The sequence below is a fragment of the Mesorhizobium sp. RCAM 05104 genome (genome assembly GCF_059683645.1).
Genome location: NZ_CM185033.1, coordinates 3,297,883 through 3,309,845, shown reverse-complemented (window position 1 = coordinate 3,309,845; position 11,963 = coordinate 3,297,883). Strand labels below are relative to the sequence as shown.

General features: G+C 63.7%; 10 protein-coding genes. 5 read left to right on the top strand and 5 right to left on the bottom strand.

The window, feature by feature from the left end:
• Nucleotides 1–78: 78 nt before the first annotated feature.
• From AC56QP_RS16200 to puuE, 5 genes are all read right to left on the bottom strand, one after another.
• A complete protein-coding gene (locus AC56QP_RS16200; protein ID WP_489859005.1) occupies nucleotides 79–2,064 on the bottom strand; it encodes a CocE/NonD family hydrolase in 1,986 nt (661 codons plus the stop codon).
• Nucleotides 2,065–2,148: 84 nt separating this feature from the next.
• Nucleotides 2,149–2,742, bottom strand: a complete 594-nt coding sequence (locus tag AC56QP_RS16195; protein ID WP_489859006.1) for a nucleoside deaminase — start codon at nucleotides 2,740–2,742, stop codon at nucleotides 2,149–2,151.
• A 68-nt stretch (nucleotides 2,743–2,810) separates the two neighbouring features.
• Entirely contained in the window at nucleotides 2,811–3,302 is a 492-nt protein-coding gene (locus tag AC56QP_RS16190; protein WP_489859007.1) for an ureidoglycolate lyase, read from the bottom strand.
• Nucleotides 3,299–4,162 (bottom strand): bifunctional allantoicase/(S)-ureidoglycine aminohydrolase, encoded by an 864-nt coding sequence (locus AC56QP_RS16185; protein ID WP_489859008.1) that lies wholly within the window; start codon nucleotides 4,160–4,162, stop codon nucleotides 3,299–3,301. Before AC56QP_RS16185 ends, AC56QP_RS16190 begins: the two co-directional genes overlap by 4 nt.
• A gap of 10 nt (nucleotides 4,163–4,172) precedes the next feature.
• The gene (puuE, locus tag AC56QP_RS16180; RefSeq protein ID WP_489859009.1) at nucleotides 4,173–5,591 is read right to left on the bottom strand and encodes an allantoinase PuuE; all 1,419 of its coding nucleotides are present in this window, start codon (nucleotides 5,589–5,591) and stop codon (nucleotides 4,173–4,175) included.
• Between the two features lie 194 nt (nucleotides 5,592–5,785).
• On the opposite strand from puuE, the gene uraH reads away from it, so the two are divergent.
• The 5 genes from uraH to AC56QP_RS16155 all read left to right on the top strand — a co-directional run bounded on the left by uraH (nucleotide 5,786) and on the right by AC56QP_RS16155 (nucleotide 11,882).
• A complete protein-coding gene (uraH, locus tag AC56QP_RS16175) occupies nucleotides 5,786–6,160 on the top strand; it encodes a hydroxyisourate hydrolase (protein ID WP_489859010.1) in 375 nt (124 codons plus the stop codon).
• A gap of 3 nt (nucleotides 6,161–6,163) precedes the next feature.
• On the top strand, nucleotides 6,164–7,645 hold the full coding sequence (gene xdhA / locus AC56QP_RS16170; RefSeq protein ID WP_489859011.1) for a xanthine dehydrogenase small subunit: 1,482 nt from the start codon (nucleotides 6,164–6,166) through the stop codon (nucleotides 7,643–7,645).
• Nucleotides 7,645–9,990: a xanthine dehydrogenase molybdopterin binding subunit gene (xdhB, locus tag AC56QP_RS16165; protein ID WP_489863579.1), complete on the top strand. Its 2,346-nt coding sequence runs from the start codon at nucleotides 7,645–7,647 to the stop codon at nucleotides 9,988–9,990. Before xdhA ends, xdhB begins: the two co-directional genes overlap by 1 nt.
• Before the next feature lie 62 nt (nucleotides 9,991–10,052).
• Nucleotides 10,053–10,949, top strand: a complete 897-nt coding sequence (gene xdhC, locus AC56QP_RS16160) for a xanthine dehydrogenase accessory protein XdhC (protein WP_489863580.1) — start codon at nucleotides 10,053–10,055, stop codon at nucleotides 10,947–10,949.
• A gap of 99 nt (nucleotides 10,950–11,048) precedes the next feature.
• Nucleotides 11,049–11,882 (top strand): PhzF family phenazine biosynthesis protein, encoded by an 834-nt coding sequence (locus AC56QP_RS16155; protein WP_489859012.1) that lies wholly within the window; start codon nucleotides 11,049–11,051, stop codon nucleotides 11,880–11,882.
• Nucleotides 11,883–11,963: the final 81 nt, after the last annotated feature.

Below are 11,963 nucleotides of genomic sequence, written 5' to 3'. Positions count from 1 at the left end.
AGCAAGACGGAATGCGACATGCCGTGGCGTAAATCGTGCGTCGCATTTGGACCAATGCATTCAAGCCTCGATCGAGTCTCAAAGGAGTGCGCGCGGCACCTTTTCCTCGAAATTGCGCTGGAAGACGAGCATTTCACCCTCATACGCCTCGATTCTGGCGCTGACGATGAAGTTTTGCGCATCAGATCGCATTTCCGCCGATGTCTCCGTGCGCACCGACCATCCATTTCGCGACAGGGTTTGCGTCCAGTGCGTCTTTCCCGAGGCCGACAGCGGATCGTCGGGATGGATCGTCCAGGTCTCGCGGGCAATGCTGCCATTGGCCAGCGCATGGGCGAGATCGCGCACTTCGCCGAAATCGTCCGTTATGGAAAGCGTGACAATTCCAGTCGTCTCGTCGCGATCGACATGGCGCTCGGAACTGGTGGCGCGGATCATTTCCGTTGCCCAGGGGGTGGCGCCTTCCGGTTCGGCGAACGTCACTTCGTCGCCTGTCGCCAACGGGCGCAATGGCAAGGACAGCGTCGCGGCCGACATGGTGAGCTGAACCGGTTCCGGCGATGGCCAGATCATCGGCCAATAGGCGTTCGACACGGCAATACGCAGTCGGTGGCCGGCTGGCACCCGGTAGGCGCACTGATCGAGCACCACGCGCGCCGACACGGTTTCGCCGGGCACCAGCGCCTCAGGGAATTCGTGCGAGTTGCGGTGTGTCAGGTTGAGCACGCCGTAGGAAATCAGTTCCGAGGCACCGTCCGGATGCACATCGCACAGCCGGATCGCGATGTTGGCCTGCCGGCGGTCGGAGGATACCCGCACCTCGACTTCAGGCGCGCCGACGATGTCGATCGCCGCGCTGAGTTCCGGCTGGTCGAAACATACCGACAGCGCATCGTCGGGACGCTGGTCGCCCGGCAATTCCGGGCCGAAGGTGAACGGAAAGTACTCGCCACCGGCCAGGCCGCAGCTCTGTGGTGAGGCGACGATGGCTGGCTTGCCGCCCTCGTGGATCAGCGCAATCTGTTGTGTCTTGATGTTGGGCGATGGCCACTCCTGTTCCGCCACCCAGCGTCCCGGCCGCTCGGGGTGCCAGCGCGCCGGGCGCACGCTATCCATCACATAGGCGCGGTATGCCGGGTCGGCTTCGACACCGGTGTCGGCACCCTTCAGCCAGCGGTCCCACCAGCGCAGCGCTTCCTGCAGGAAACCGATGGCGGGCTTGGGTGCCGCATAGTGTGGGTATTTGTGGATCCAGGGGCCAATGATGCCCTTGACCGGGGCTTCGATGTTGGTGGCGAGATGCGAGACGGTGTTGCGGTAGCCGTCATGCCAGCCGCCGATCGACAGCACCGCCGCATGGACGGCGGAAAAATCCTCGCAGATCGAGCCGCGTTTCCAGTAGGCGTCGCGGTGCTGATGCTTCAGCCATAGCGGCGCCAGGAAAGGCTCGTTCTCCAGCCTTGTCAGCCACAGATCGCGCCACCTGACGTCGCCGGCCAAGAGCGGGTCCGGCGGCCGCGACGAATAGGAAAGCATCGTCGAGGCCCAGCCGAAATTCTCGATCAGCAGGCAGCCGCCCTTGTAGTGGATGTCGTCGGCGTAGCGGTCGACGGTCGAGCACAGGCTGATCACCGCCTTCAGCGCCGGCGGCTGCTTGGCCGCCACCTGCAGGCAGTTGAAGCCGCCCCAGGAAATGCCCATCATGCCGACATTGCCATTGCACCAGGGCTGGCTTGCCGCCCAGGCGATGACGTCGCAGGCGTCCTGCAGTTCCTGCTCGGAATATTCGTCGTCCATCAACCCTTCGGAATCGCCATTGCCGCGCATGTCGACGCGGATCGAGGCATAGCCGTGGCCGGCAAAATAGGGATGCGTCAGCTGATCGCGAAAAATGGTGCCGTCGCGCTTGCGGTAGGGCAGATGCTCGAGGATCGCCGGCACCGGATCATCGCCCGCATCCTCCGGCATCCACACCCGCGCCGACAGCCGGCAGCCATCCGGCATGACGATGGTCATGTCCGGAAATTCGACGACCTTGCGGGGAAATTCGGTGACGGTTTTCATGGCGGGACTCCAACGATCGCCAGATGATGGAGCCGGTGGGGTCGCGTCGTGGGCCAGCCAACGAATTCGGCTGGTCAATCCGCGTCAATTCAGCGGAATGTCGTTTTCGGCCTTGCTCGCCTGGTAGGCCTCCGACAATTCATCATAGCGGGCGGAAATCCTGCCGATGCGCCTTTCCAGCCGCTGACGCTCGGCCTCGGGCAGCGACCGCACCAGCCTCCGGATCGAAAAGCTCTTCCAATAGGCATTCTCGGCATTGTAGCCGCCAGGGTCGAGGGTGAAGACCTCCTTCAGAATCCTGAGATCATGCGGGATGGCAAAGCTGTCGCGCGAGTCCTCGTGGCTGAACAAATAGTAGAAATTGTCGAAGCCGGTCCAGGTGATCGCCGACAGGCACAGCGAGCAGGGTTCGTGAGTGGCGAGGAAAATAGCGTCCCTGGTATCGACGCGCTCGGCCTTGGGCATTTCGTAGAAACGCTTCAGGCAGTGCACCTCGCCATGCCAGAGCGGGTTTTCCATCTCATTGTTGGTCTCGGCCAGCACCAGCGAGCGATCGTCCTTGCGCAAAATCGCCGCGCCGAACAGCTTGTTGCCATGGGCAACGCCTTCTTCCGTCTTCGGCACGATGTCGTACTCGATAACGTCGAGCAGACGGTCGATCAGCGAAATATCGGTCATTACGGAGTCTCCTGCTGCATGTCGCCCAAAAGTGCCCCCGGTCTTGGGGGTAACGACATGCACAAAAATTATGGGAGATGGATCTCGTAGGCGTGGGAGAAATGGAATTCTTCGAGATTGGAGCCATCGCCGCCACGGTCGACGATCAGGAAATCCTGCGTCTCGCCGATCGGCGTCAGCACGCCATGCCAGAGATTGCGGGAATAGTTGATGCCTTGTCCGGGCGCGGTGATGAACGCGTGCGGCTCGCCCGGCCCCTCGTCGCCGTCATGGCAGACCACGACCAGGAACGGACGCGGCGACAGCGGGATGAAGGCCTGGCTGCCAAGCGGATGGCGCTCGACCATGCTCAGCTTCAGCGGCAATTCGTAAGGCGTGCCGCGCACCATCGAGATCAGCACGCGGGCGTTCGGCCCTGCCGCTTCCGCGGTGGCGAGATCGTGGTAGCGCTCGGCCTTGCCGCCATTGATCGGGTAGTGGTTGCCGCCGCTCATGTCGATGACGTCGCCGAACCCGGCAAAGCTCTCGCGGGTCAGCGGCCGTGCGACAATGCGGGTCACCGCGCGCGATCCCCGAGGCCCGCCCCGCCGAGCTTGGCGTGCCGGTTGACGTCCTTGTAGAGCAGGTAGCGGAATTTCCCCGGGCCGCCGGCATAGCAGGCCTGCGGGCAGAAGGCGCGCAGCCACATATAGTCGCCGGCCTCGACCTCGACCCAATCCTGGTTGAGGCGGTAGACCGCCTTGCCTTCCAGCACATAGAGACCGTGCTCCATGACATGGGTCTCGGCGAAGGGAATGACGGCGCCCGGCTCGAGCGTGACGATGGTCATGTGCATGTCGTGGCGCAAATCGGCAGGATCGACGAAACGCGTCGTTGCCCAACGGCCTTCGGTTCCGGGCATCGGCGACGGTGCGATCTCCTGCTCGTTGGTGAAGAAGGCTTCGGGCGTAGCGAGGCCGTCGACGGCTTCGTAGGCCTTGCGAACCCAGTGGAAACGGACATCGGCCTTGCCCGCGTTGCGAACCGTCCAGCCGCTTGCCGGCGGCAGGAAGGCAAAGCCGCCGGGCCTTAGATTATGCTTCTTGCCGGCGAGCAGAACCGTCAGTTCGCCCTCGACCACGAACAGGGCGCCCTCGGCGCCTTCATCGGGTTCCGGCCGCTCGCTGCCGCCGCCGGGCGCGACCTCGACGATGTATTGCGAGAACGTCTCGGCAAAACCGGACAGCGGTCGCGACAATATCCAGACGCGGGTCTTGTCCCAGAACGGCAAGGCGCTGGTGACGATGTCCTGCATTACACCCCTGGGGATGACGGCATAGGCCTCGGTGAAGACGGCGCGCCCGGTCAGCAACTCGTTCTGGCCGGAATGGCCGCCATGCGGCGCGTAATAGGTTCGGTCGGGCATCCTGATCGTATCCATGGGTTCAAACCTATTGTGGAAGCATGTCCTTGAGGCGGAGCAGCGCTATGCGCTCGACCTGTTTGCAGGCTGTCTCGAATTCGACGCCGCGGCCGTTGCCGATGCGTGTTTCGAACTCCGCCAGGATTTCTTCCTTGGTCTTGCCCTTCACCGCGATGATGAAAGGGAAGCCGAAGGTGGTGACGTAGGCGGCATTGAGCTTGGAGAACAGTTCGCGCTCCTTGTCGGTCAGCGCATCGAGGCCCGCCGAGGCCTGCTCCCTGGTCGATTCCGCCGTCAGCCGCCTGGCTTTGGCCAGTTTGCCGGCAAGGTCGGGGTGGGCGTTGAGCACGCCGAGCCGCTCAATCTCGCTCGCGGCGCGGAAGATGCGGCAAAGCGCATTGTGCAGGCCGCCCGAGGTGTCGTGCGCCGGGCCCAGCTCCAGCTCATAGGCGCGTTCGGCGATCCATGGCGAATGCTCGAACACGCCGCCGAATGTGTGAACGAAGGTTTCGAATTCCATCTTCGACGGACGCAGTGCCGCCGGCTGGTAAGGATTGACCTTTTGCCAGTGCTTGGCGATATCGATGCGCCGCGCCAGCCAGACCTTGTCGTGCGACTTCACATAGTCGACGAAGCGTTTCAGCGCCGCCACCCGGCCCGGCCGCCCGACGAGGCGGCAATGCAGGCCGATGTTCATCATGCGCGGCCGCCCTTCCTTGCCCTCGGCATAGAGCGTGTCGAAACTGTCCTTCAGATAGGCAAAGAACTGGTCGCCCGAATTGAACCCTTGCGGCGTCGCGAAGCGCATGTCGTTGGCGTCGAGCGTATAGGGAATGATGAGCTGTGTGCCGCCCTTGTGCTCGAACCAGTAGGGCAGCTCGTCGTCATAGCTGTCCGACACATAGTCGAAGCCGCCCTCTTCCGCCGCCAGCCGCACCGTGTTGACCGAGGTGCGGCCTGTGTACCAGCCGGTCGGGCGTGCCCCCGTCACCTCGTAATGCAGCTTGATCGCCGCTTCGAGATCGCGGCGCTCGTCCTCGGCGCTGTGGTCGCGGTAGTCGATCCATTTCAACCCATGCGAAGCGATCTCCCAGCCGGCTTCCTGCATCGCCGTGACCTGGTCGGGCGACCGGGCGAGCGCGGTGGCGACGCCGTAGCAGGTGACGGGCACCTTGGCCTCGGTGAACAGGCGATGGAGCCGCCAGAAGCCGGCGCGGGCGCCGTACTCGTAGATCGATTCCATGTTCCAGTGGCGCTGGCCCACCCAGGGTGCGGCGCCGACGATTTCCGACAGGAAGGCTTCCGATGCCTTGTCGCCATGCAGCACGCAGTTCTCGCCGCCCTCCTCGTAGTTGACGACGAACTGTACGGCGACATGCGCACCACCAGGCCATTTCGGATCCGGCGGATTGGCTCCGTAGCCGCGCATGTCCCGTTCGTAACGCATTGTCACTCCTGCCGGATATTGTGGTGAGGATAGTCGAAAGGGTTGCCCGCGCATTCCCCCGAAAATTTTTGAAAGTGTTTTTGTCGCGCTCCGCTCGACCGGGACTTATGCATGGCCTTTAATTGGCGCACAATTCATCACTATGTTCGATTGTATCGGGCCAATTCGTTCATACTGGAAATGGGAGGCGGCCAATGGCAGAAACGTCGAAAGCCGATGGCGGGCGTCTGACGACCCATGTCCTCGACACGGCAACCGGCAAGCCGGCGGCGGGGCTGTCGATCGCGCTTTTTCACCTCGATGGCGATGCGCGGACACATCTGAAGACTGTTGTCACCAATGCCGATGGCCGTTGCGACGCGCCGCTGCTGGCGGGCGCGGAATTCCGCACCGGTGAATACGAACTGGTTTTCGCCGCCGGCGATTATCTGCGGCGGCAGGGAGCAAAGCTGCCGGAGCCGGCCTTCCTTGACAGCGTGCCGATCCGCTTCGGCATGGCCGAGCCGGTGCACTACCATGTGCCGCTGCTCGTCTCGCCCTACGGCTATTCGACTTACAGGGGGAGCTGAGGCGTGGCCAAGGTCAATATCCGCAACGAAATCCGCTTCATCCTCAATGGCGAGGACGTCACGCTTGCAAACGTGGCGCCCGACGAGACCTTGCTCGACTGGCTGCGGCTCAACCGGTCGCTGCGCGGCACCAAGGAAGGCTGCGCCGAAGGCGATTGCGGCGCCTGCACTGTCCTGGTCGGCAAGCTTTCGGCCAACGGGCTGGTCTATGAAAGCGTCAATGCCTGTATCCGCTTCCTCGGCTCGCTGGACGGTACCCATGTCGTGACCGTCGAACACCTGCGCGGCGAGGCTGGCAAGCTGCATCCGGTACAGCAGGCGATGGTCGATTGCCATGGCTCGCAATGCGGCTTCTGCACGCCAGGCTTCGTCATGTCGCTCTATGGCCTGTGGATGAAATCGCCCGACCCGTCGAACGCTGCCATCGAAAAGGCCTTGCAGGGCAATCTCTGCCGTTGCACCGGCTACGAGGCGATCATGCGCGCGGCGCATGCCATCTCCAGCTACGGCAAGGCCGCGAAGGATCCGTTGGCGGTGGAGCGCAAGGCGATCACGGCGAGGCTCGAGGCGATGCATGACGGCGCGCGGGTCGAGATCGGCACCGGCAAGGCGCGCCTCGTCGTGCCAGCCAACATCGACGATTTCGCCGCCGTGCTCGACAAGGAACCCGGCGCCACCATCGTTGCCGGCTCGACCGATGTTGGCCTGTGGGTGACCAAGCACATGCGCGATATTTCGCCGGTGATCTTCATCGGCGATCTCGACGGGCTCTGCACCATCTCGGAAGACAAGGGCGTCATCACGATCGGCGCCGGCGTCACCTACACCGACGCGTTCTCGACACTGGCCAGGCGCATCCCGGCGCTGGGGCCGCTGTTCGACCGTATCGGCGGCGAGCAGGTGCGCAACATGGGCACCATCGGCGGCAACATCGCCAACGGGTCCCCCATCGGCGACACGCCGCCGCCATTGATCGCGCTCGGCGCGCGCCTGACGCTGCGCAAGGGCAAGAGACGGCGCACGATCCCGCTGGAGACCTTCTTCATCGCCTATGGCAAGCAGGACCGGCAGCCGGGCGAGTTCGTCGAGGCCGTGCACGTACCCGTGCCGGCCAAGGCAACGAAATTTGCCGTCTACAAGATCACCAAGCGCCGCGACGAGGACATCACGGCAGCACTCGGCGCTTTCTCCCTGACACTGGCCAAGGACGGCACGGTCGCTGACGTCCGCATCGCCTATGGCGGCATGGCGGCGACGCCGAAGCGGGCCTCTTCTGTCGAAAAAGCGCTGCTCGGCAAGCCCTGGACTGAACAGACGGTCGAGGCGGCGATGGCGCAGTATGCCACCGATTTCACGCCGCTGACCGACATGCGGGCTTCGGCCGAATACCGGGCGCTGGCGGCGCGCAACCTTTTGCTGCGTTTCTTCGCCGAGACCAGTGGAACCAGGGCGCCGATCCAGGTTTCAAGGCACGAGGCGGCATGATGAACAAGCACGCCACCCCCAATCTGAAGGCTGAAAAGATCGCCGGCGGCGTTGCCACCGATCAGCGCCACGATTCCGCGCACAAGCATGTCAGCGGCACCGCCGTCTATATCGACGACATGCCGGAACCCGCCGGCACGCTGCATGGCTGCCTCGGACTTTCTTCTGCCGCGCATGCCACCATCACCCGCATGGACCTGTCCGCGGTGCGAGCAGCCTCCGGTGTTGTCGACGTGCTCACGGCAAAAGATGTGCCGGGAGAAAACGACATCTCGCCGACCGGCCGCCACGACGAGCCGGTGCTCGCCGACGGCAAGGTCGAGTTCTTCGGCCAGCCGATCTTCTGCGTCATTGCCGAAACGCGCGAGCAGGCGCGCCGCGCCACCAGGCTGGCCAAGGTCGAGTACAAGGAATTACCCTTCGTCACCGACATCGGCGCGCTCGATCCGAAGAAGGACAAGCTCGTCACGCCTCCGCTCACGCTGAAGCGCGGCGATGCCGCGACAGCGATCCGGCAGGCGCCGCGCCGGCTGAAAGGAAAAATGCGAGTCGGTGGCCAGGAGCATTTCTACCTCGAGGGCCATATCGCCATGGCCGTTCCCGGCGAGGACCAGGACGTCACCATCTATTCCTCGACCCAGCATCCAAGCGAAATCCAGCACATGGTGAGCCATGCGCTCGGCGTACCGAGCAACGCCATCACGGTGGAAATCCGCCGCATGGGCGGCGGTTTCGGCGGCAAGGAAACGCAAGGCAACCAGTTTGCCGCATTGGCCGCGATCGCCGCGAAGAAGCACCATCGCGCCGTGAAAATCCGACCCGATCGCGACGACGACATGATCGCCACCGGCAAGCGGCATGATTTCCTCATCGACTACGAGGTCGGTTTCGACGATGAAGGCGGCATTCTGGGCGTCGATTTCATGTTCGCCGCGCGCTGCGGTTTCTCCGCGGACCTGTCAGGCCCGGTCACGGATCGCGCGCTGTTCCATTGCGACAACACCTATTTCTGGCCGGCGGTGCATGCCCAATCGGCGCCGCTCTACACCAACACCGTGTCGAACACCGCCTTCCGTGGCTTTGGCGGTCCGCAAGGCATGGTCGGCGCCGAACGCGTCATCGACGAAGTGGCCTTTGCCGTCGGCAAGGACCCGCTCGAGATCCGCAAGAAGAACTTTTACGGCACCAGCGACCGCAATATCACGCCTTACCATCAGACGGTCGAGGACAACATCATCCAGCGCATCGTCGCCGAGCTGGAGGAAACCGCCAGCTATGCGCGTCGGCGGCGCGAGATATCGGCCTTCAATGCCAACAGCCGTTTCATCAAGCGGGGGCTGGCGCTGACGCCGGTCAAGTTCGGCATCTCGTTCACGGCTACCCACTACAACCAGGCTGGGGCGCTGGTGCATGTCTACAACGACGGTTCGGTGCATCTGAACCATGGCGGCACCGAGATGGGGCAAGGCCTCTACGTCAAGGTGGCGCAGGTGGTGGCGGAGGAATTCCAGATCGACCTCGACCAAGTGAAGATCACCGCGACCACCACCGGCAAGGTGCCGAACACCTCGGCCACGGCGGCCTCGTCCGGCACCGACCTCAACGGCATGGCGGCGCAGAATGGCGCCCGCCAGATCAAGGATCGGCTGACCGATTTCGCCGCTGAAAAATACCAGGTGCCGCGCGATCAGGTGCTGTTCCTGCCCAACCGGGTGCGCATCGGCAACCAGGAGATCGCTTTCGCCGACCTCGTCAAGCAGGCCTACATGGCCCGCATCCAGCTCTCTGCGGCGGGCTTCTACAAGACGCCGAAAATCCACTGGAACCGCGACAAGGGCGAGGGCCGCCCCTTCTACTATTTCGCCTATGGCGCTTCGTGCTCGGAAGTCTCGGTCGACACGCTGACCGGCGAATACATGGTCGAGCGCACCGATATCCTGCACGAGACCGGCCGCTCGCTGAACCGCGCCATCGACCTCGGCCAGGTCGAAGGCGGCTTCATCCAGGGGATGGGCTGGCTGACGACGGAGGAATTGTGGTGGGACGCCAAGGGCCGGCTGCGCACCCATGCGCCGTCGACCTACAAGATCCCGCTCGCCTCCGACCGGCCGAAGATCTTCAACGTCACCTTGGCCGACTGGCCGGAGGCAAGCGAGCCGACGATCCACCGCTCCAAGGCGGTCGGTGAGCCGCCATTCCCGCTCGGCATGTCGGTGCTGCATGCGCTGTCGGACGCGGTGGCGAGCGTCGCCGATCACAAGATCTGTCCGCGTCTCGATGCGCCCGCGACACCGGAACGCGTGCTGATGGCGATCGAGCGGCTGAAGGGCGAGGCCAAGGCCTGAGGCTGGCAGAACGTGCAATTCAGACCGAAAAAGCCTATGTTTCCCTCACGGGAATGCGAATGATGAACTCGAAAGTGCAGAGCCTGAAAGACTTCCTTGCGGGTCAAGGCCGCATCGCTTTGGTCGAAGTGGCGGGCACCAGAGGCTCGACACCGCGCGAGAAGGGCGCCTTCATGCTCGTCTCGCAAGCGGCGATCTTTGGCACCATCGGCGGCGGCCAACTCGAATACATGGCCATCGACAAGGCACGGCAGATGCTTTTCTCCTCCACAAGAGGGCGGGATAGCCGCATCGAGGTTGGGGAGATCTGCGCGACCCTCGACGTGCCACTCGGCCCCGAGATCGGCCAATGCTGCGGCGGGCGCGTCGAAGTGTTGATCCGGCGCGTCGACGCGGCGCTCGCCGCCGAACTCATCGCTGCGGCGGAGGCCGAACAGGCACATCTGCCGCATGTCTACGTCTTCGGCGGTGGTCATGTCGGTCAGGCGCTGGCCTCGACCATTGCACTTCTTCCGGTGCACGGCGTCGTCATCGAGACGCGGGCCGAGGCACTGGAAGGCATGCCGGAAACCATCGAGACGCGGTTGACGCCGATGCCGGAAGCTATGGTGCGCGATGCTCCGGCCGGTACGGCTTTCGCCATCCTCACCCACGACCACGCGCTGGATTTCCTGATTGTCGCCGAGGCGCTGAAACGCAACGACACCGCCTATGTCGGCATGATCGGCTCGAAGACCAAGAAAGCCACGTTCAGGAACTGGTTCCTGAAATCGGCGGATGGCAGCGAAGCGGAATTCGCCCGCCTCGTCTCGCCGATCGGCGGCGATGCCGTCAAGGACAAGCGCCCGCAAGTCATCGCGGCGCTCGCGGCCGCCGAGATCATGACGGCGCTGGTTGCTCATACAGCCGCGTCCGATGCCGACCTTCAGGCGCCGTGTGACAAGGTGACAGCCGGCTAACCTCGTCGGTCAGGTCACAGCTGCTCATCGATTTCTTCGGTTCTCAAATCACCTGGGAAGGTGTTTCCTGCGCGCCTTGGGAGTACGAGGTGGAAGCAGATGGACGTCCTGAAAATCGCGGCCTTTTCGGATGGCGATGCCGGCGGCAATCCCGCCGGAGTCCTGATAGGCGATGTCTTGCCCGATGCAGCGGCGATGCAGCGCATGGCGGCCGAAGTCGGGTTCTCGGAAACCGCTTTTGCCGCGCCCGACGGCAATGGCTGGCGGGTCCGCTATTTCTCGCCGGAATCGGAAGTCCCCTTCTGCGGCCATGCCACGATCGCGCTTGGTGCGGCGCTGGTCCGGCAGTTTGGCGATGGAATTTTCCGGCTGACCCTCAACCAGGCGAGCATCACCGTCGAAGGGTTCCGTGATGGCGCGAACGTCGCCGCCGCCCTGCAGTCGCCGCCGACACGCAGCAAGCCGGCCTCGTCCGAGCTGATTGCCGAGGCGCTGGCGCTGTTCGGCTACACTTCAGGCGATCTCGACCCGGCCATTCCACCGGCCTTGATCCATGGCGGCGCGGACTATCTTGTGCTGGTGCTCAAGTCTCGCGAGGCGCTGGCCGCCATGCGCTACGATCTGAAAACCGGCCAGGCCCTGATGCGTCGGGAAGGGCTGGTGACGATCCTGCTGGCCTATGCCGAAACGCCTCGGCTGTTTCACACGCGCAATCCGTTCGCCTCCGGTGGCGTCTATGAGGACCCGGCTACGGGCGCGTCGACCGCCGCCTTCGCCGGCTATATGCGCGACATTGGCTGGCCGCATGGCGGTGCGATCGATATCGTGCAGGGCGAGGACATGGGCATGCGCTCGCGCTTGCATGCCGAGATTCCGCCAACGCCGGGCAGCTCGATCAGAGTCTCGGGCACCGCCCGGATGATGCATCCCTGAGCCGATTTCGCCGCTGGCTCAGAACAATCGGATTGCAACCCGGTCAATGATCCGGTCTTCTGGGGAGCGGCTGCTTTCGTC